The sequence below is a fragment of the Subtercola endophyticus genome (assembly GCF_021044565.1).
GTDB classification, from domain to species: domain Bacteria; phylum Actinomycetota; class Actinomycetes; order Actinomycetales; family Microbacteriaceae; genus Subtercola; species Subtercola endophyticus.
Map to the genome: position 1 here is coordinate 3,519,774 of NZ_CP087997.1, position 20,170 is coordinate 3,539,943.

Sequence of the window (20,170 nt, forward strand, 5' to 3'; positions counted from 1 at the left end):
AGTGGCGCGGGGGGCAACTGGAACGCCCGGCACGGTCAGAACGGTCAGAACGGTCAGAACGAGACGGGCTGAAGCCGCTGCTCGACGCGCGACGCGTGCTCGCGGACGAGCTCCGCGACACTCGCCGGGTTCTCCTGCAGCACCCCGATCTTCACCCCGGTGACGCTGATCGCGGCGAAAGGACGGCCGTCTGCATCCCGAATCGGCGCCGCGATGCAGATGATGCCTTCGGCGTCTTCTTCGTCGTCGGTGGCGTAGCCGCGCTCGCGCGACACCTTCAAGTCGGCCAGATAGGCGTCGACCGTCGTGAGAGTCTTCGCGGTGTTGGCGGGCATGCCGATCTCTTCGAGATATCGCCGCACTTCATCGTCGGGCAGCACCGACATGAGCGCCTTGCCGAGTCCCGAACGGTGCGGCCACTCCTTCTCGCCGAGCCGCAGGTCGAGGCGAACGGAGTCGGGAGCATCCACTCGCGCCACCGCGACGGCCCAACCGTGGTCGAGCACCGCGACCCGAGCGGTGAGGCGGGTGTCTTTCGACAGCGACCGCAGCTCGGGCAGGCACACGTCGGCGACGGTGGTCTGGGTTGCTGCGTGCTGGCCGAGGCGCACCAGCGAGAGACCGAGCCGGTAGTTGCGGTTCTGCGTTCCGGTGGGGTCGGTGGTGACGACGCCGAACGAGGCAAGCGTCTGCAGCAGGGCGAATGTGCTGCTCTTGGACATCTTCATCTGCTGGGCGAGATCGGTGAGGCTCATGCCGCTCGTACCGGCTTGCTTTTCGAGCAGCTGCAGAAGCGTCATCGCCTTAGCGACACTCTTGACCACGTATTTCGGATCGGGCTCTGCCACGAATTCTCCAGATCATCGTTCGGTGACACAGAACATTTCAACATCTCAACTTAGCGAACATTGCGGGCGTGATGGGCTGACGCGAAGAATAGGCGCATGCCAGACGCCCGCCCAGCTACACGATTCACCATCGAACGGATCGCCATCCCGACTGATCTCGACGCAGAGGATGCCCGTGACTTCGTGGCCTCGGTCGAAGTGCGCAACGCGAGCGAATGCCGCGCCTACGGCACCGAGGAGGTCGCCAACCCCGCGGCGGAGCTGCTGCCGCAGTGGAACGATCCCTTCGCTCCCAAAGCGGTATGGGTGGCCAGGCTCGACGACGGCGGTGACAGCAGTGCTCGCAGCGGCGGCGGCAGCGACAGCGGCGGCGGCAGGGTCGACGGAGGCGCCGGCGGGGGCAGGGGAGGCGCCGGCCGCATCGTGGCGCGCGCCGTGCACGAGTCGCAGCTCGGCAGCGAAAGCGACATCGGCTGGATCGACATCGACGTGCATCCGCAGTTCGAGCAGCGCGGCATCGGCCGGGCGCTCGCCGAAACCGTCGAGCGGTACGCCCGCTCCCTCGGCCAGCAGCGGCTGATCTGTTACGCCGTCTCGCCGCCGGAGCCCCGGGCCGCGGCCGCCCCGGTTCAGACCGGGCCACCCGCGTTAGGCTCGGCTCCGACTGGGTCGTCTGCGTCAGGCCTGGGCTCGTCCGCGCCACCCGCGTTAGGCCCGGCGCCAGCCGCGCCACCCGCGCCAGGCCGCACGGTCGTGCCGCCGACCGGCTTCGGCTCCGTGCCCGCGAACAACCGCGAAGTGCGCTTCTTGCTGGCTCGCGGCTACCGTCTGGAGCAGGTCGAGCGCGCCAGCCGCTTCGCCCTGCCGGCCGATCCCGCGACGCTCGCAGCCCGACGCGCCGAGGCTCAGAGCGCGGCCGGCCCCGGCTACCGCGTGCACTCCTGGGCGGGCGCGACCGCGGCATCCTGGCTCGACGACCTCGCCTGGCTGCGCACTCGCATGTCGACGGATGCTCCCAGCGCCGGCCTCGACGAACCCGAAGACGTATGGAACGCCGACCGTCTGGCCGCCGATGAGCAGCGGGCTGCGGCTGCCACCCGAACCACGCTGACGTCGGTCGTCGAGCATGTTCCGTCGGGCCGGCTCGTCGCGTTCACCCAGCTTGCGGTTCCGAACGACGTGTCACGCGCGGTGGGCCAAGAAGACACTCTCGTTCTGCGTGAACACCGCGGCCATCGCCTCGGCATGCTGCTCAAGACCGCGAACCTCGAGTTTCTCGAAGACACGGCTCCCGGGCATCCTTCTGTTCTCACCTGGAACGCCGAAGAGAACCGCCCCATGCTCGACGTCAACGAGGCCGTCGGCTTCGCCCCCCTCGGCTACGAGGGCGCCTGGCGCCTCGACCTCTGACGGAGGCTCTTAGCGTCAGTTGCTCGGCTGCTTCGAGGCGAAGCGGCCCCCGTTGCCGCTGAGACCGACGTTCTTACGCCGCGGCTGCGTTATCGCCCGTGCCTCCGGCCGAAGATGCGCGGCGAGCGAACGCGAGGTGGTCGCGTGGATCTTCGGTAACAGCTCGGCACTTCGGCGTGCGACTGAGTCAGTCAGCCGGGCCGCGAAGTCACGATCATCACGTTTGAGACGAGATGCCGAGGCTGCGGCGGAGAAAGCGTCGGCAACGCTTTCGCAGAGCTCGATCATTCGTTCGCGAACGACGTCTGTATCGAGCGAGATGCCCGTCGCTTCGCGAAGAATGTGTCGCGGCTCGATCTCATGCACGCGATAGCGCCCCGCCATCGACATAGCGAGCTTCACCTTTCGGGCGGGCAGGTCGTCGTAGGGGAGTGAACTCGCGACGTCGTAGAGCGGCGCGAGGGTCGTGCCCCGCGCGGTGTGCAGGAGCGAGTAGTTCTTTGCGTGTGCATCGGTGCCAGAGATGATCCAGTTGAAAATGTTCGCATCGAAGAATCTGCGGAGGGCGTCATCGCGGCTGCTGCGGTTCACAGCACGTCGAATAAGGTCTGCGGTTGTTGTAATGCCTGGTCCGCCCTCGTTCTGGTACTTCAGGGCAGGGTGGATTCCCGCCGCCTGCAAGACGTCTTCCTGATGAATACGATTGATGTGCCCATCTGCGAAATCGCGGTCATATCGTTCGATCACGATCGCACTCTCGCCGCCGAAATCGTGTATCTCAGACTTTGCGGCGTTCAGGCCGAGTTGTGTGGCCGCCACTAGACAGAGGTGCTCGTCCACGTCTTGGTGGGAGAATCCCGCCACGCCCGGCTTCACGATATGTGTCGTGGGTTCACCGCCCCAGGGCAGTCGCCAGCCGTCGGCGTCTCGGAGCAGGGCGAACTTCGCTTGCGCTCCGGCCAGGCTGAAGTTGCCGTCGTGAAGCGACGGCACAAGCCACGCGAGTGGATCGCCGTGCATAGCGCGAAGATGAGCCGCGATGACGCGGTCATCGAGCGGGTCTGAGCCGCCAGCCGCGTCGAGAACCGTTTCGTCGACTTCTGAAAGCTGTACGGCACCGGCGGTGTCGAGCCCGACGTGGCGCAGCAGCGAAAGCGCGTTGCGCGGATTCGCCCCGAACATCTCGCCCCAACGAACCAGTACCGCGCTGTTGTCGGGCAGCAGGCCCCACAGAAAATTCTCGGGGGCGGTGCCTGTGTGCACCTTTCGCGACTTGGGGAGTGATTCTGAAAGTTGGAGACGCCCGCTCGCTTCGCGCCACTCATCGTCGAATTCGAAACTGATTGCGCCGTCTGTTTGGCGAAACCAACCCACACGAAAGCCGTGCAGATACGCGGTGAGTTGTGTGACAGACCGCGCCATTATTGGTCGTCTCGACTGAGGTCAGGGGTGAGCTTCAACACCTCGAGCAGCGCCAGAACGGTATCGAGTCGAGCGACCGGGGCGCTGGCGCCGGACTCGAAATTGACAAGCCACTGTCGGCTCTTACCGAGCGCGTTGGTGACCTCAGCCTGGGTCAGGCCGAGCTCCAGGCGCCTATCGCGCGCAATATTCGCCCAATCGCGTGCCTCGTCGGCGATCACGGCCCCGCCTCTCCCTTGTCATGTCCGTCAAGTCTGACATGGCGGGTGATGTCCGTCAAACCTGACATCGCGCCTCATGTCCGCCACAGCTGACTCTTGCGGCTGGCGGGCTCGCGTCACAGGGCGGCAGTGAACGAGTGGATGCCCGGGCCGACGTGCAGCAGACGACCATCGGGCAGGTCGACGGTGGCCGTCGCGCCGATGGGCACTGTCACGTCGACCGACAGCGTGCCCGCCGCGAGCGACCAGGAGATGGACGCCTCGCCGTACGGCGTCTCATGACGAGCCGACGCGCGGGTGAGGCCGCCACCGGGCCGCGGCCGGAACGAAATCGAACGGTAGCCCGGCGCGGCGGGGGCCAGGCCGGCGACGACACGATGCAGCCAGTCGGCGACGGCGCCCAGGGCGTAGTGGTTGAAGGAGGTCATCTCGCCCGGGTTGACGGTGCCGTCGGCCAGCTGGCTGTCCCAGCGCTCCCAGATCGTGGTCGCGCCGTTCACGACGGTGTAGAGCCACGACGGGCAGTCCTGTTCGAGCAGCAGATCGTACGCCCGCGATACGTTGCCCGTGTCGGTCAGCGCGTCGGAGACGACCGGAGTGCCGGCGAACCCGGTTGCGATGCGGTTGCCCGCTGCGGCGACGAGTTCCGACAGGCGCGCCCCGGCACCCGCCAGCTGTGTCTCGGAAGGGAGCAGGTCGAACTCGATCGCCAGCGAATACGCGGTCTGGGCGTCGGAGGTGAGTCGGCCATCCGCAAGCACGTACTCAGCGGCGAAGGCGGCGCGCACCTGCGCGGCCAGCGCGAAATAGTGTGTGGCGTCAGACGTGAGCCCCAGCACCTCGGCCGATTTTGCCAGGTGAAGGGCCGACCAGGCGAAATACGCCGTCGCGACGAGGTAGCGGTCGGTCAAGGCATCGGCGGGGTCGTGCGGCGGGGCGGCCGGATCGAGCCAGTCGCCGAGTTGAGAGCCCGAGTTCCAGAGGTGGGAGGGCCCGGCGAGCCGGTCGACGAGGTCGACCCACTTTTTCGCGCTGTCGTATTGCGCGGCAAGCACTCCCTCGTCGCCGAAGCGCTCGTAGAGCACCCACGGCGTGAGCACGGCGACGTCGCCCCAGACCGCGCCGGGTCGAATCGGGGTCCACATCTCGCCGCCCGGAATCACCGGCACGTACCAGGGCACCGTGCCGTCTTCGAGCTGCTCGGCGGCCACGTCGCGCAGCCACGACGAAAGCATGCCTGAACAGTCATATAAGAAGGAGGCGGTCGGCGCGAAGACCTGGATGTCGCCCGTCCAGCCCAGACGTTCGTCGCGCTGGGGGCAGTCGGTGGGAATGTCGACGAAGTTGCTGCGCGTGCTCCAGACCACGTTCTCGTGCAGCCGGTCGACCAGCGGGTCGGAACTCTCGAACCACCCGGTGCGCTGCATATCGGTGTGATAGACGCGAGCAACGATGTCGCCCGCCGCCAGCTCGCCCGGCCATCCTGTCACCTCCGCATAGCGAAAACCGTGGATGGTGAAGCGCGGCTCCCACACCTCTTCGCCCTCGCCCGAGAGGATGTACGTGTCTTCGGCCGCGGCGCCCCGAAGCGGGCGGCGGTATAGCTCGCCGTTCTGGAGGACTTCGGCGTGACGCAGGGTGATGACGTCACCGCGCGATCCCTTCACCCGAATGCGCAGACGCCCCGAGAAGTTCTGCCCGAAGTCGAGAATGGTCGCCCCGCGCTTCGTCGTTGTGGTCACCGGCGACAGCTCCTCCGTGCAGCGCACCGGCGGCCCTTGCGGAGCGACAAGCACCGACGCGTCGTGCGGTGCAACCGCCACGGGCGAGAACTCACTGGCGTCGAATCCGGCCCGCGACCATCCGGCCACGGAGATGCGTGCGTCGTACGTCTCGCCGTTGTAGAGCTCGGTCGCGAGCATCGGACCGAACCCTGCTTGCCACGACCCGTCGGTAACGATCGACTGCATGCTTCCATCGGCATATGTCACTTCGAGCTGCGCAACGAGCGCGATGTCGGTGCCGTAGAGATTGCGGTGGCCGCCGTTGAATCCGTACCGACCGCGGTACCAGCCGTCGGCCAGCCAGGAGCCGATGGCGTTGGCGCCGGCCTCGAGCTGCGAGGTGACGTCGTAGGTGTAATAGCGCAGGCGTTCGCCGTAGACGGTCCAGCCGGGGCTCAGGGCGTCATCGCCGACGCGGGTGCCGTTGATCTCGACCTCGTAGAGTCCGTGGGCTGTCACATAGAGCCGCGCCGAAGCGATGTCGTCGTCGAGCACGAACTCGCGTCGGACCAGTGGCGGGCGCCGATCGGCGTCGGGGTCTTCGGGCCAGGCGGGGCCGACGGCGAGAGCCGTCCAGTCGGAGGGCTGCAGCAGCCCGGCTTCGACGACGCCTGGAGCCGACCACTCTGACGCGACGGCTTCCGCGGCGCGAAGCGCGGTGTTGCCACCCTCGCCGACGTGCTCACGGGCATCCGCGTTCTCGGGGTCGGCCGGGGTGCCGTGACCGAACTCGGCGCCGCTGCCCCCACCCCAGACACGCACCCGTACGGCGGCGCGCTGCCGCGAGACGAGCGGACCCGCGGCGGCGGGCCACCGCACGAGCACCGATTCCGCGGATTCGACGCGCCCGGTCGACACGGTCTCGCCGCCTCGCTCGACCGAGATCTCGTAGGCGGATTGCACCCAGCCGGCCTCGCCGGTGATCTTCCACGAGAGCCTCGGTTCGGGCTCGCCGATGCCGAGTGCGCTGTTTCTGCTCGCTGAGTTGTGGTGTTCGAACGTGGGGGCGGCGACGGTCACCGTCATGGTGTCTCCTCGGGGGTCTGGGTATCGGGGTCGTTCTGCGCGTCAGGTGAGATCACGATAAGCCGTCCGACAGCACTTCTTTCGTCGGCTGCGATGGCTAGCGGCGGGCAGCGGGGACGTAGCGGCGGGGCTCGAAGGTCGAGGCAACGAGAGCGCGCATGCTCTCGAGAGTGCCGCCGATCATCCCGGCCGCTCGGCCCTGCACGAGCACGTTGCCGAGGGCGGTCGCCTCGACCGGGCCGGCGAGAACGGTTCGGCCGGTTCGGTCGGCGGTGAGCTGGCAGAGCAGGGTGTTGAGCGATCCGCCGCCGACGATGTGGATGGTCGTGATGCGCTTGCCCGTGAGCTCTTCGGCCTGCGCAATGGTGGCCGCGTAGTCGGCCGCGAGGCTCTCGATGATGGTGCGGGTGAACTCCGCGGGGGAGTGCGGAGCGGGCATCCCGTGCTCGGTGAACCATGCTGCGATGCGGGCGGGCATGTCGCCGGGCGGCAGAAACCTGTCGTCGCCGGTGTCGAATGTCGCGACGGAGCTGCCGGCGCCGGCTCCTACGCCTGACCCCGCGCCGGAGACGGCCGCCGCCTGAGCGAGAAGCGTGGCGAGGTCGATGGCGGAGCCCGATTCGCGCTCCCAGGTGCGCACCGACTCCGAGAGCAGCCAGAGCCCCGAGACGTTCTTCAGGTACCGAACGCGGCCGTCGACCCCGCCTTCGTTGGTGAAGTTCGCGGCCCGCCCGGCCTCGCTGATCACCGGATGCTCGAGCTCGACTCCCACGAGCGACCACGTTCCACTGGAGATGTAGGCGAAGTCGTCGCCCGTCGCCGGAACCGCCACCACGGCCGACGCGGTATCGTGCGATCCCACGGCGACCACGTTCAGCTCGCCCGAACGTGAGCCCGATCCGGAATCTCCCGCCGCGCCGAGCCCGAGCTCGTTCGCCACCTCCGGCAGCACCGAGCCCAGCACCTGCCCCGGCTCGATGAGCGCCGGCAGCAGCGACGCGGGGATGCCGACGCGTTCGAGCAGTGCGGTATCCCACCGCCGCGCATTCGGGTCGAGCAGCCCCGTGGTCGAGGCGTTCGTGATCTCGGTGCGCAGCTGCCCGGTGAGCCAGTACCCCAGCAGGTCGGGAATCAGCAGCATGCGGTCTGCCACCGCGAGGTCTCCGGATGCCCGGTCGGCAGCCAGCTGAAACACGGTGTTGAACGGCAGATGTTGCAGCCCGTTGCGCGAGTAGAGCTCGTCGGCGCTGATCAGCTGCCGCACGGCCTCGACGCCGGCCGCGGTGCGGTCGTCGCGGTAGTTGTAGGGGGACCCGAGCATCCGCCCGCCGCGCAGCAGCGCGTAGTCGACGGCCCACGAGTCGATGCCGATCGACGCAATCTCGGGCTCGTCGTGCACGGCGGTGCGCAGCCCCTCAACCACGTTGCGGTACAGCTCGAGAATGTTCGACCGCAGCCCGTACCGTGCCTCGCCGCCGCCCCCGTTCCCCCTGCTGCCCGAGAGCGACGGTTGCGGACGAGAGCGACCGGTGCGCGGGTCGCTCTCGTCCGATTGTGTCGCACTCGCGCCGGAAGCCTCGAGCGAGGCCTCGGGCGAGCCCTCGAGTACTCGCACGGGGGTGTTCGGAAAGCGATGAACGGCGCGCAGCTCGAGGGTGCCGGTGCCGACGTGCCCCGCCATCACCCGCCCGCTGGTCGCCCCCAGATCGACCGCCGCAACACTCCCGGCGCGGGTCATCGACTTCTCGAAATGTGCTGCAAAACCGGTGCTTTTGGGGCCTTTTCGAGAAGTCGATCGCCAGGCAGGCGTGCGGAGAGGTTCGTCATCGCAGGAAGGCGGCGGCAACGCCGGCGTCGACGGGGATGTGCAGGCCCGTGGTGTGGGTGAGGTCGTGGCCGGTGAGTACGGCGACGGCGTTCGCCACGTGCTCGGGCAGTACTTCGCGGCCGAGAATCGTGCGCTTGGCGTAGTACGCGCCGAGCTCCTCTTCGGGCACGCCGTACACGGCGGCGCGCTTGGCGCCCCAGCCGCCGGAGAAGATGCCGGATCCGCGTACGACGCCGTCGGGGTTGATGCCGTTCACCTTCACGCCGTGCTCGCCGAGTTCGACGGCGAGCAACCGCACTTGGTGCGCCTGGTCGGCCTTGGCCGCCGAGTACGCGATGTTGTTCGGGCCGGCGAACACCGAGTTCTTCGACGAGATGTAGATGATGTCGCCGCCCATCTGCTGGTCGATGAGCACACGAGCTGCGGCGCGAGACACCATGAACGACCCCTTGGCCATCACGTTGTGCTGCAAATCCCAGTCGGCGTCGGTGGTCTCGAGCAGCGGCTTCGACAGCGACAGTCCGGCGTTGTTCACCACGAGGTCGAGCCCGCCGAACTGCAGCACTGTCGCGTCGATGGCGGCCTGTATCTCCGAAGCCGAGGTGACGTTGGCCTGTACGCCGATGGCGACATCGGTCGAGCCGAGTTCTGCCGCGGCATCCTGAGCCTTCTGCAGGTCGAGGTCGGCGATCACGACGCACGCGCCCTCGGCGGCGAGCCGGGTGGCGATGGCTTTGCCGATTCCGGATGCCGCACCGGTCACCAGCGCGACACGGGTCGCGTGCGACTTCGGCGCAGGCAAACGCTGCAGCTTGGCCTCTTCGAGCGCCCAGTACTCGATACGGAACTTCTCGGCCTCGTCGATCGGCGCGTACGCCGAGAGCGACTCAGCGCCGCGCATCACATTGATGGCGTTGATGTAGAACTCGCCGGCGACCCGCGCGGTCTGCTTGTTCGCGCCGTACGAGAACATTCCGACTCCCGGAATGAGCACGATCGCCGGGTCGGCGCCGCGCATCGCGGGCGAGCCCTCGACCTTGTTGCGGTCGTAATACGCCGCGTAGTCGAGCCGGTACTCAGCGTGCAGTTGCTTCAGCCGCGCGATCGAATCCTCGACCGAGGCGTCAGCGGGCAGGTCGAGAATCAGCGGTTTGACCTTCGTGCGCAAGAAGTGGTCGGGGCACGAAGTGCCCAACGCTCCGAGCCGCGGATGCTCGGCAGAACCCAAGAAGTCGAGTACCACTGACGCATCAGTGAACGAGCCCACCATCGGGCGGTCGACCGACGCCAGCCCGCGAATGGTCGGGGCCAGAGCCGCGGCCTTCGCGCGCCGCTCGGCCTCGGGCAGCGCGCCGTAGCCGTCGAGCGCCGGACCGAAAGGCAGGTCGCGCCCGTTCGCCTCGATGTAGGCGGCAGCGGTGTTGATGATCCAGAGGCTGTTCGCCTCGGCCTCGTCGCTGGTGTCACCCCAGGCCGTGATGCCGTGGCCGCCGAGAATGCACCCGATAGCCGAGGGATTCGCCGTCTTGATCGCCGCGATGTCGAGCCCGAGCTGAAAACCGGGCCGGCGCCACGGCACCCACACCACCCTCGAACCGAAGATCTTCGCGGTGAGTTCTTCGCCGTCTGCGGCCGTGGCGATGGCGATGCCGGAATCCGGATGCAGGTGGTCGACGTGCTTCGCATCGACGAGGCCGTGCATGGCGGTGTCGATCGACGGTGCCGCCCCGCCCTTGCCGAACAGGGTGTAGTCGAACGCGGCGACCATCTCGTCTTCACGCTCGACGCCCGGATAGACGTTCACCAGCGAACGCAGCCGGTCGACGCGCAACACGGCCAGGCCTTGCTCCTTCAGCGTGCCGAGGTCGCCGCCGGAGCCCTTCACCCACATCAGTTCGACGTCTTCACCCGTCACGGGGTCTTTCGAAAGCCCCTTCGCCGACGTGTTGCCGCCGGCGTAGTTCGTGTTCTTCGGGTCAGAGCCGAGCCGGTTCGAGCGAGCGATCAGCTCTGCAGCGGTGGGGTTCGTCATGAGGGGAGTTCCTGTTTCTGTGAAGTGGGTTGGAGAAGCTCAGCCAGCTCGCGCTCGAGCGTCGGCCAGCAGTCAGAGGGAAGGGCGAGCGACGCGGCCGCTGCCGAGTCGGTGATGGTGGCCGGCGAGGTCGAGCCGACCACCGGCACGAGCACGGGGGATTGATGTTGCAACCAGGCCAGCCAGAGCTGCTGGGGTGAGATGCCGAGCGAGTCGGCGATGGCGAGCGACTCCGGAAACACGTCGCGTGAGCCTGCCAGGCCCCGCTCTGACTTCAGGGGCGAGTAGGCGAAGTACGTCATCCCGAGCGCGGTCGCCTGCTCGAGCACCGGCCGGTCATCCTGCCGAAACGGCGAGAAGCTGTTCTCGACGGCGTCGAGCGGCGCCTCGGCGAGCGCGCGAGACAGGAGTTCTGTGTCGACGTTCGACACTCCGATGCGCTCGATCTTGCCCTCGGCCTGCAGCTCGGCGATGGCGCCGATGCTCTCTTCGATCGGCACTCGGGCGTCGGGCTTGTGCAGGAGAAAGACGTCGAGACGATCTACCCCGAGGGCGTCGAGACTGCTCTCGACGTCGGCCCGCAGTGCCGCGGGGCTGCCGTCTTCTGCCCAGACGTCGTGCGACAAGCGGTAGTGACCACCCTTGGTGACGACGGTGATGTGCTGGGCATCCAACCGCTCGCTGCCGTACGCGACAAGGGCGCGGGCGATCAGCTTCTCGTTATGCGCGCCGTCGTCGACGGTCGTGTAGGCGCGGGCAGTGTCGATGACGCGCACCCCCGCGTCGAGGGCGGCGTGAATCGTGGCGATCGACCGAGGCTCATTCGCGTGAGCATCATCGGTGATCGACCACGAGGCGCCGCCCACTGCGATCACGAGGTCAGGCTCCCCAGCTCGACTGCGTGCCGCCGATACGATTCTCGGCGATGGCTTTCTGGTACCCGGATTCGGCGTACGCCTTCATCGGGTCGGTCGGCAGGCCGCGGCCCTCGCGCCAGGCGGCGAGGTCGGGGCGCACGTCGGTGTAGAACGCATCCATCAAGATGCCATTGGCCAGCATGACGTCTTCGGCGTTCTGAGCGGCGTCGAGTGCTTCGGTGTCGACGATCAGCGCGCGGGCCGTCATCTCTTGCACGTTGAGCACCGAGCGGATCTGCCCGGGAATCTTGTCTTCGACGTTGTGGCACTGGTCGAGCATGAACGCCACCGGCGAACCGGGGCCGTAGCCGCCACCGCGCACGACCTCGAACAGAATACGGAACAGCTGGAACGGGTCGGAAGCCCCCACGATGAGGTCGTCGTCGGCGTAGAAGCGCGAGTTGAAGTCGAACGAGCCGAGCTTGCCGAGGCGCAACAGCTGCATCACGATGAACTCGATGTTCGTGCCGGGGGCGTGGTGGCCGGTGTCGAGGCAGACCATCGCCTTGTCGCCGAGCGCCGAAACCTGGGCATAGGAGGTTCCCCAGTCGGGAATGTCGGTGTGGTAGAACGCCGGCTCGAAAAACTTGTACTCGAGCACGAGGCGCTGTTCGTCGCCGAGGCGGTCGTAGATCTTCTGCAGCGACTCGGCGAGTCGGTCTTGCCGGGCACGCAGGTCGCCCTGGCCCGGGTAGTTCGTGCCGTCGGCGAGCCAGATCTTGAGGTCGCGCGAGCCGGTCGCATCCATTACATCGATGCACTCGAAGTGGTGGTCGATGGCCTTCTGCCGGATGGCCGGGTCGATGTGCGTCAGGCTGCCGAACTTGTACGCGTCGTCTTGGAACGTGTTCGAGTTCACCGTGCCGAGCGAGACGCCGAGGTCTGCGGCGGTCTGCTTCAGGGCGACGTAGTCGTCGACCTTGTCCCACGGAATGTGCAGCGCGACCACCGGGGCGAGCCCCGTCAGCCGGTGCACCTGGGCGGCGTCGGCCAGCTTCTCCTGAATGGTGCGCGGGGTTCCGGGCGTGCTGAACACCTTGAACCGGGTGCCGGAGTTGCCGAACGCCCATGACGGCAGCTCGATGGCCTGCGGCTCGAGCTGGCTGAGTACGGTGCTGCTGAGGGTGCTCATAGGGGTGTTCCTTCTGTATTCACGGTGACTTGACGAAATTCGATGCCGAGCAGGCTCGCGGCGGCGCGAAAGTCTGCTGCGCGGTGCCCCACGGCGAGGGCCCAATGGTGGTCGGTGCCGGTGGCGCTCCAGGCGTCGACCCACTCACCGGGGTCGCAGCCGAAGTCGACACGCGACGTAGTGTTTCCGATGGCGAGCAGCGGCCCGGGCACGACGGTGCCCTCTGAGGCGACGAAGACGTACTCGCCGCCCGGGTCTTGGCCCACCCCGAACAGGGTGACCGGCCCGTGGTTCACGTCGAACTCGACGCTCACCCCGTAGCCGCGCTTGCCGTGGTAGACGCCGAGCCCGCGCAGCAGCGGGTCGCGAGAGCTGATGGCGAGGTGAGCCGGGCCGTCGTGGCCCATCTCGACTACGTTGTCGAAGAAGTTGAGCGCCTGAATCTCGGTGAACGATCCGCCCGCGCCGAGGGCGTGTGAGGCGAGCATCGCGATGCTGGTGCGCAATTCGTACTCGCCGACGGCCGGTAGCCCGCGGGCGGTGAGCAAGGATGCCCCCAGAATCATTCCCGCACCAAGACGTTCGTGCAGTTCGCCGCCGAGACCCCGGTGGTAGTAGGCGAGGGAGTCGAGGTCAAAATCCTCTACCAGGCGGTCGAGCCCGACAGACACCTTGGCTCCCCACGCGAAGTCGTCGTCGTTCACGGAATCATCAAGGGTGAAGACCTCACGGGCCAGCGCCATGCGATCGGCGACCTGGGCATCCGTCACCTCGTCGACCCGCACGCGCAGGTCGTCGAACTCGAGAATCTCGATGTGCGACCCGAACGTGGTCGACACCGTCGTGAGGTCGGTCGAAACATCCAGCATTCCCGGGTAGAGGTGGCCCATGAGGCCGTGCCGAGCGTTCGAGAGTCGCGCCTTCACGCCGGCGGCGTGCACCCAGCGCTCGATGCGCAACCAGGCCGACTCTTGCTTCAGGTACCCCGAAACGGAACGAAACGGGATGCCCGCCCGACGGAACACGTTGGCGACCTCGGGCACCGGGCACTGGCCGCAGTAGGCAAGCCACTTTCCGGTGTCGAAGTTGGCGTGATCCATGGCCTCGGTGGGCTGCAGGTCGATGACCAGCACCGGCGTCTTCGAGCGCTGCGCGATCGGCAGCACCATCGAGCTGGTGAGGTAGGTCGACAAGAACATCACGATGAGGTCGCAGTCGGCCACGCGCAGCTTCTCGGCGGCGACGAGGCTCTCGGGGGCATCCGAGACGAAACCCGCGTCGACCACCTCGGCGTCGAGGGCATTGAACCGGTCGGTGATGTAGGCCGCCGAGAGCTTCAGCTGCGGCAGCAGGTCGGGAAACTGGGGCCAGTAGGTGCCGAGACCCCCCGACACCAGGCCGATGCGCGTCTTGCGGCGCTCGAACGGCACTAGTGCGGGGTGCAGGGGGTTTGCAGTAGACATGAGCTTTTCTGGTGGAATCGGGCGCGGGTCAGCCGACGAGCTCGGCAGCGCGCAGAACAGACGTGAACTGGTGACGGCCCGAGAGCACCTCGACGGTCTCGCCGCCGGGAACGACTACGGTCGCCACCGCGCCCGGCGGAACCTCGATGTCGAGAGTGAAGTCAGAACCCTCGAGCTGCCAGGCGCTCGAGATGCGGCCGCGCACGCTGTCGTAGTGCGCCGAGGCGGAGGTGAGCGAGCCGCCGACCCGCGGAGCGATGACGAGCCGTTCGTACGCGACCGAATCGGGCGCCTGGTCGATGCCCGCGACGTAGCGGTAGAGCCACTCGCCGACCGAGCCGAGCGAATAGTGGTTGAAGGAGTTCATCTCCACCGACTGGAAGCCGGCGTGCTCGGTCCAGCCATCCCAGCGCTCCCAGATGGTGGTTGCACCCTGGCGAACCGAGTACAGCCACGAGGGGTACCGGTCGGTCTCGAGCAGGGCATAGGCCAGATCGTCGCGACCGATCTCGCTGAGCACGGGGCAGAGCAGCGAGACGCCGACGAACCCGGTGGTCAGCAGCCCGTCGTGTGCTTCGATCGCCTCGACGAGGTGATGCTTGGCTGCCTCGCGCTGTTCGCCCTCGACCAGGTCGAACGCGAGAGCAAGCAGGTAGTCGGTCTGGGTGTCGCCCTCGAGGCGGCCGTCTTCACCGGTGAACGTCTCGCTGAAGACCGTCTTGATGCGCGCCGTGAGGTCGGCGTAGTGCTCGGCATCGGCGGTCTTGCCGAGGGCGGCGGCCGACTTCGCCACGAGCTCGGCGGAGTGCGCGAAGTACGCCGTTGCCATCAGGGGGCGCGGGGTGAGCGCGTCGATCTGCAGCCAGTCGCCGTAGTGGTTGCCCACGCGCTTGGTCCAGATGAGGTTCGGGTTGTGCTTCTCGACGAAGTCGACCCAGCGGGTCATCGACTCGTACGAGGTCTCGAGCAGACGCCGGTCGCCGTACACCTTGTAGAGGTGCCAGGGGATGATCACTCCCGCGTCGGCCCAGGCGGGTGCGCCGTCGTAGAAGAACTGCGAGACCACGGGGGCCACGTCGGGGAACGATCCTTCGGCCGATTGGGCCCCCCGAACATCCGCGAGCCAGCGGGTGAAGAAGGCGGCGACGTCGGCGTTGAGGGCGGCGGTGGGCAAGAAGACCTGGGCGTCGGCCATCCAGCCGAGGCGTTCGTCGCGCTGCGGGCAGTCGGTGGGCAGCCCCGCGAAGTTGCCGCGCTGGCCCCAGCGGATGTTGCTGATGAGCTGGTTGACGTCGGCGCTCGAGGTGGTGATCTCGCCGGCCGGCGGGGTGGCGCTCGACAGGACGCGGGCGGTGACCTTGTCGAGTGCGGCGGGCTTGCTCAGCCCGTCGATCTCGAGGTAACGAAAGCCGTGCATGGTGAATGTCGGCTCGAACACGTTCTCGTCGGCACCGGCCGACACGTACACATCGCGCTGCTGGGCTGTGCGCAGATTCGCTGTGTAGAGCTCGTCGTTCTCGAGCACCTCGCCGTGGCGCAGGATGATCGACTGATCGGCAGCGAGAGCGCCGAGGTCGACGCGCACCCGCCCCACCAGGTTCTGGCCGAAGTCGTAGAGCGCGCGGCCGTGGGCATCGATGACGACGGACTTCGCCGACACCTCGTCGATGACCTCGATGGGGGCGTCGACCTCGGCGATGAAGGTGGCGAAGTCGTTCTCGCGGGTGGCCGCCGGGGCCCAGCCCGACGAGGTGTCGTAGCCGGGGCTGGTCCAGTCGCCGAGGTCACGACGGGCATCCACGTATTCGCCCATGAGCAGGTCGGTGTAGTGGATGCGGCCGTTCGCGGTCTGCCACTCGTCGTCAGACGTGATGGTCGAGGTCGAGCCGTCGTCGTAGGTGATCTCGAGCTGAGCCCAGGCCTCAGGCGAGACGCCGTAGTGGTTGCCCTGGCGGCGTGCGTCGAATCCCACGTAGCCCGACCACCAGCCGTCGGCCAGCAGGATGCCCAGGGCATTGTCGCCCTCGTGCAACTCGTTCGTGACGTCGTAGGACTGGTACTGCAGGCGCTGGGTGTACTCGGTCCAGCCGGGGGCGAGTTCGGCGGTGCCGAGGCGCTTGCCGTTGAGGTGCGCCGTGTAGATGCCGTGTGCGGTTGCGTAGAGCCGGGCGCGGGCGACGCCGGGCTTGACCGTGAACGAACGGCGCAGGTGGGCGGCCGGCGGAACGTGGCGCACCGCCGTGGGAATGTCGTCGTCTTGCGGCGGGTCGAACTCGCGTTCGGGGGCGTCGTAGGTGTTGTCGACGGCGACCCAGAGGCCGGCGAAATCGGTGGGGCTGAGCAGGGCCGTCTCGAACCACGACGACGCGGCTTCTAACTCGTCGCCGTGTTCGTCGCGCAGCTCGAGAACCCAGGTGTACCGGGTGCGAGAGGCGAGTTCGCCCTCGTAGGCGACACTGTTCTGGGTCGGAGAGATCCAACCGGATGACCACGAAGAGCCCTGGTCGCTCGACACCGTGAGGCGGGCCGCCGTGGCGTTCGCGCCAGCTGTTTCGCTGCGCAGACGCCAGCTGAAGCGGGGCTCGAGTGTATCGATGCCAAGGGGCGTCTCGCGGTACTCAGTGCGCAGATCGTAGGCCTGAAGAGAGCTCATTGTGCGTTGTGATCCTTCATCGTCGAATGCAGGTCTACCTTGACTCTGCACGACAACAATTATCACAATCGAAACGTTTCACAAAGCTCGGACAGAAAAATGATGGCCGACTTGTTATCTGATTCGACTCGGTAATCGGCGCAATAATCCCCGTAAACACGGGCATGTCGATTTCCAAAGTCTCGATTGAGGTGCAATCTCTGGCTCGGACTTGACTATTCGAGCATCCCCTGCGTAAGTTGTGCAGAGTTCAAAACTGAAACGAATCACAGACGATTTACAAACGACGAGGAGGTCGTAATGGCGTTAGACCGACCCGTACGGCGGCGCAAAGGCGGCATCGATCTGAATCACAGGCGCGGCCTCTGGCTGTTCTTGGTACCTGCTGCAGCGATCTACATCTTCATCGTTCTCTACCCGAGCATTCAGGGCGCGGCCCTGTCGTTCACCGATTGGAACGGGCTCGACCCGGTTAAGAACTTCATCGGCTTCGACAATTATGTGAAGCTCTTTCACGACCCCAAGGCACTCGCGTCGGTGTGGCACACACTGATCATCGCCTTCACGATCACCATCGTGCAGAACCTCGTCGGCCTGCTTCTCGCACTCGGTGTCAACTCGAAGATCAAGTCGCGCAACGTACTGCGCGTGGTCTTCTTCGCCCCCGCCGTGATCACCCCGGTGGCGACCGGTTACCTCTGGCAGAACCTGCTCGGCCAAAAGGGCGCGGTCAACGAATTCTTCGGCTTCTTCGGCATTCCGCCGGTTACCTGGCTCGGCAATCAGAGCACCGCGATCTGGGCCATCTGCGTGGTCATCATCTGGCAGTTCGCCGGGTACTCGATGGTCATCTTTCTCGCCAACTTGCAGGGCATTCCGCAGGAGGTCATCGAAGCCTCGATGGTCGACGGCGCCGGCCCCATCCGCCGCTTCTGGAGCATCATTCGGCCAGAGCTCGCTCCGTCGCTCACCATCAACCTCATGCTGTCGATCATCGGCGGTCTGAAGATCTTCGACCAAGTCTGGGTCATGACAGGAGGCGGGCCGGGTGGATCCACGGAGACCATGTCGACCTTCCTCTACAAGAACGCCTTCCAGTTCGGCGACTTCGCCTACGGCATCGCGATCGCTGTGGTTCTGGCCATTCTGGTGGGCATCATCTCCGGCGGGCAGTTCGTCATTCTCGGCCGCCAGAATCGTGGGAGTAAGTAATGCAGCGCTATACCTGGAAAACGGGCATCCTCGAAGCCGTGATGATTCTCACGGCGATCATCTTCTTCATTCCGCTGTACGTGCTCATCGTCACCTCGCTCAAGGAGCCGAACGACCCGACGGGCTCCCTCGCCCTGCCGGCGAAGTTCACCCTGCAGAACTTCGCCGACGCGTGGAATCAGGGTCACCTCGGCAATGCTCTCGGCAACAGCGCCATCGTCACCATCTGCAGCGTCGTGGTTCTCATCGTGTTCTCGTCGCTCGCGGCCTACCCCCTGGCTCGCATCACTCGTACCTGGTCGAAGCTGGCGTTCTTCGGATTTCTGATCGGCCTGCTGCTGCCGTTTCAGCTCGCGCTCATTCCGCTCTACCAGACCATGCGCGACCTGCACCTGCTCGGCACGGTCTGGGCACTCGTGCTCTTCTACGCCGGTCTGCAGATGCCGTTCTCGATCTTCTTGTACACCAGCTTCTTGCGGGCACTGCCGATCGAGTACGAAGAGGCGGCCGCCATCGACGGTGCCGGCCTGCTCACGACGTTCTGGCGCATTCTCTTTCCGCTGCTGCGGCCGATCACCGGCACCGTGGCCATCTTGAACGTGATCACGATCTGGAACGACTTCTTAACGCCGCTGCTGTATCTCAGCGGTAGCGGGCAGCAGACGGTTCCCGTGGCGATCTACGCGTTCGTCGGCCAGTACGTGTCGCAGTGGAACCTCGTGTTCGCCGGCCTCATCATCAGCATCTTCCCGATTCTGCTTGTGTACTTCCTGCTGCAGAAGACGGTCATTCAAGGCTTCGCCAGCGGCCTCAAAGGCTAAACCCGCACGGCGAGAACGGCTCGGGCTTTTTGTTCGGGCACCCCCACCACAAAGGAGACAATCACATGCGCTACAAAGTAGTAGGCGCCCTAGCGGCGAGCACTCTGCTCGTCGCTGGTCTGGCGGCCTGTTCGAACGACACCGGCAGTTCCTCGGGCTCCGGTGGCTCCAGCACCGTCACCTGGGCACTTCTGACGAGTGAAAAGCCCGCGGCCGACCTCGTCAAGGCGGCGTACGAAAAGGCGAACCCCGGTGTGACGATCAACTACACCATCTCTGACGTCGACAACTACCAGACCACTACCCGCACGCAGCTCTCGAGCGGCACCGCACCCGACGTGATCTACACGTGGGCCGGCGACGGCAACCCGATGGCGATGACCGTCGTTCAGAAGGCCGGCCTCATCGTCGACCTGTCGAACGAGCCCTTCGCCTCGAAGATCCCCTCGGGAATCGCGCCGGTCACCTCGATCGACGGCAAGACCTACGTCGCACCGATCACGTTCTCAGGCATCGGCGCCGCCTACAACCAGACGGCGATGGATGCCGCGGGTCTGAAGGCACCCACCACCTGGACCGAGCTGTTGGCGTTCTGCGGCTCGGCGAAGTCGATGGGTAAGTCGGCCTTCGCGCTGGCCGCGGGTACCCCGTGGAACACGCAGCTGATTCCTTATGCGCTGACCCCGACCCTGGTGTACGGCCCGAACCCCGACTTCGCAGCTCAGATGTCGGCCGGCAAGGCCACGTTCGCCGACAGCGAGTGGAAGACCGCCTTCGACAAGTACAAGCAGATGCAAGACGCTGGCTGCTTCCAAGACGGTGACCTCGGTACGTCGTATGAAGACGCGCTGAAGCTCGTCGCCACTGGTGATGCCTTCGGCTCGGTGCAGGTCAACTCGTCGATCGCCGCTATGCAGCAAGACGCCGCGAGCGGAACGCAGTTCTCCTACCTGCCGATGCCTGCCAACGATGACGCGACTTCAACGCGGATGGCCGGTGCCGTGGGTGCCTCCTACGCGGTGAACGCTGCTTCGAAGAACAAAGACGCCGCGATCAAGTTCGTCGACTGGCTCGCGTCTGACGAGGGTTCGACGGTGTATGCAACGGCTGTCGCCGGTATCCCCGCCATTCCGAGCACGACCTTCAAGGCCGACCCGCTGCTGGCTACGTTCATCAAGTACCAGACCGACGGCAAGACCGACCCGTTCATGGATCAGCTCTGGCCGAACTCGAAGGTGCAGCAGGTTCACTTCGAGGTTCTGCAGCAGCTGCTGGCCGGAACGTTGAGCTCTGAAGACGCGCTCAAGCAGATGGATGCCGCCTACGCCGAGGGCGAAGGCTAAGTCTCCACCCGGGAGGGCCTGGCTCGAGGTTCGAGCTGGGCCCTCCTTTTTCATACCC

14 protein-coding genes are annotated in these 20,170 nt (G+C 66.2%); 4 read left to right on the plus strand and 10 right to left on the minus strand.

The window, feature by feature from the left end; translation table 11 throughout:
* Positions 1–53: 53 nt before the first annotated feature.
* Positions 54–848, minus strand: a complete 795-nt coding sequence (locus LQ955_RS16390; RefSeq protein WP_231025551.1) for an IclR family transcriptional regulator — start codon at positions 846–848, stop codon at positions 54–56.
* A 96-nt stretch (positions 849–944) separates the two neighbouring features.
* On the opposite strand from LQ955_RS16390, the gene LQ955_RS16395 reads away from it, so the two are divergent.
* On the plus strand, positions 945–2,258 hold the full coding sequence (locus LQ955_RS16395) for a GNAT family N-acetyltransferase (RefSeq protein ID WP_231025552.1): 1,314 nt from the start codon (positions 945–947) through the stop codon (positions 2,256–2,258).
* Between the two features lie 15 nt (positions 2,259–2,273).
* Here LQ955_RS16395 and LQ955_RS16400 read toward each other — a convergent pair whose 3' ends face one another.
* The 9 genes from LQ955_RS16400 to LQ955_RS16440 all read right to left on the minus strand — a co-directional run bounded on the left by LQ955_RS16400 (position 2,274) and on the right by LQ955_RS16440 (position 16,736).
* Positions 2,274–3,680 carry a type II toxin-antitoxin system HipA family toxin gene (locus tag LQ955_RS16400; protein ID WP_231025553.1) on the minus strand — a complete coding sequence of 469 codons (1,407 nt, stop codon included), beginning with the start codon at positions 3,678–3,680 and terminating at the stop codon, positions 2,274–2,276.
* Positions 3,680–3,901, minus strand: coding sequence for a helix-turn-helix transcriptional regulator (locus LQ955_RS16405; protein ID WP_231025554.1), 222 nt, complete (start codon positions 3,899–3,901; stop codon positions 3,680–3,682). Before LQ955_RS16405 ends, LQ955_RS16400 begins: the two co-directional genes overlap by 1 nt.
* A gap of 116 nt (positions 3,902–4,017) precedes the next feature.
* Positions 4,018–6,711: an alpha-L-rhamnosidase gene (locus LQ955_RS16410; RefSeq protein WP_231025555.1), complete on the minus strand. Its 2,694-nt coding sequence runs from the start codon at positions 6,709–6,711 to the stop codon at positions 4,018–4,020.
* Positions 6,712–6,808: 97 nt separating this feature from the next.
* Complete coding sequence (locus LQ955_RS16415; protein WP_231025556.1) at positions 6,809–8,449, minus strand: rhamnulokinase; 1,641 nt, start codon at positions 8,447–8,449, stop codon at positions 6,809–6,811.
* An 85-nt stretch (positions 8,450–8,534) separates the two neighbouring features.
* Positions 8,535–10,571 (minus strand): bifunctional aldolase/short-chain dehydrogenase, encoded by a 2,037-nt coding sequence (locus tag LQ955_RS16420; RefSeq protein WP_231025557.1) that lies wholly within the window; start codon positions 10,569–10,571, stop codon positions 8,535–8,537.
* Positions 10,568–11,446 (minus strand): aldo/keto reductase, encoded by an 879-nt coding sequence (locus LQ955_RS16425; RefSeq protein ID WP_231025558.1) that lies wholly within the window; start codon positions 11,444–11,446, stop codon positions 10,568–10,570. The genes LQ955_RS16420 and LQ955_RS16425 overlap by 4 nt, the downstream gene beginning before the upstream one ends.
* A gap of 4 nt (positions 11,447–11,450) precedes the next feature.
* A complete protein-coding gene (rhaI, locus tag LQ955_RS16430) occupies positions 11,451–12,620 on the minus strand; it encodes an L-rhamnose isomerase (RefSeq protein WP_231025559.1) in 1,170 nt (389 codons plus the stop codon).
* The gene (locus tag LQ955_RS16435) at positions 12,617–14,083 is read right to left on the minus strand and encodes an L-fucose/L-arabinose isomerase family protein (protein ID WP_231025560.1); all 1,467 of its coding nucleotides are present in this window, start codon (positions 14,081–14,083) and stop codon (positions 12,617–12,619) included. Before LQ955_RS16435 ends, rhaI begins: the two co-directional genes overlap by 4 nt.
* A gap of 28 nt (positions 14,084–14,111) precedes the next feature.
* Positions 14,112–16,736: an alpha-L-rhamnosidase gene (locus LQ955_RS16440; RefSeq protein ID WP_231025561.1), complete on the minus strand. Its 2,625-nt coding sequence runs from the start codon at positions 16,734–16,736 to the stop codon at positions 14,112–14,114.
* Between the two features lie 300 nt (positions 16,737–17,036).
* On the opposite strand from LQ955_RS16440, the gene LQ955_RS16445 reads away from it, so the two are divergent.
* The 3 genes from LQ955_RS16445 to LQ955_RS16455 all read left to right on the plus strand — a co-directional run bounded on the left by LQ955_RS16445 (position 17,037) and on the right by LQ955_RS16455 (position 20,112).
* The gene (locus tag LQ955_RS16445; RefSeq protein WP_231025562.1) at positions 17,037–17,948 is read left to right on the plus strand and encodes a carbohydrate ABC transporter permease; all 912 of its coding nucleotides are present in this window, start codon (positions 17,037–17,039) and stop codon (positions 17,946–17,948) included.
* Complete coding sequence (locus LQ955_RS16450; protein ID WP_231025563.1) at positions 17,948–18,769, plus strand: carbohydrate ABC transporter permease; 822 nt, start codon at positions 17,948–17,950, stop codon at positions 18,767–18,769. Before LQ955_RS16445 ends, LQ955_RS16450 begins: the two co-directional genes overlap by 1 nt.
* 65 nt (positions 18,770–18,834) lie before the next feature.
* Complete coding sequence (locus LQ955_RS16455; protein ID WP_231025564.1) at positions 18,835–20,112, plus strand: ABC transporter substrate-binding protein; 1,278 nt, start codon at positions 18,835–18,837, stop codon at positions 20,110–20,112.
* The last annotated feature ends 58 nt before the right edge of the window (positions 20,113–20,170 follow it).

Bases quoted from the DNA above. Each gene is read 5' to 3' on its own strand.
- LQ955_RS16415 (WP_231025556.1), bottom strand. From the start codon at position 8,449: ATGACCCGCGCCGGGAGTGTTGCGGCGGTCGATCTGGGGGCGACCAGC.
- LQ955_RS16400 (WP_231025553.1), bottom strand. From the start codon at position 3,680: ATGGCGCGGTCTGTCACACAACTCACCGCGTATCTGCACGGCTTTCGT.
- LQ955_RS16440 (WP_231025561.1), bottom strand. From the start codon at position 16,736: ATGAGCTCTCTTCAGGCCTACGATCTGCGCACTGAGTACCGCGAGACG.
- LQ955_RS16395 (WP_231025552.1), top strand. From the start codon at position 945: ATGCCAGACGCCCGCCCAGCTACACGATTCACCATCGAACGGATCGCC.
- LQ955_RS16410 (WP_231025555.1), bottom strand. From the start codon at position 6,711: ATGACGGTGACCGTCGCCGCCCCCACGTTCGAACACCACAACTCAGCG.
- LQ955_RS16445 (WP_231025562.1), top strand. From the start codon at position 17,037: ATGGCGTTAGACCGACCCGTACGGCGGCGCAAAGGCGGCATCGATCTG.
- LQ955_RS16435 (WP_231025560.1), bottom strand. From the start codon at position 14,083: ATGTCTACTGCAAACCCCCTGCACCCCGCACTAGTGCCGTTCGAGCGC.
- rhaI (WP_231025559.1), bottom strand. From the start codon at position 12,620: ATGAGCACCCTCAGCAGCACCGTACTCAGCCAGCTCGAGCCGCAGGCC.
- LQ955_RS16450 (WP_231025563.1), top strand. From the start codon at position 17,948: ATGCAGCGCTATACCTGGAAAACGGGCATCCTCGAAGCCGTGATGATT.
- LQ955_RS16455 (WP_231025564.1), top strand. From the start codon at position 18,835: ATGCGCTACAAAGTAGTAGGCGCCCTAGCGGCGAGCACTCTGCTCGTC.
- LQ955_RS16420 (WP_231025557.1), bottom strand. From the start codon at position 10,571: ATGACGAACCCCACCGCTGCAGAGCTGATCGCTCGCTCGAACCGGCTC.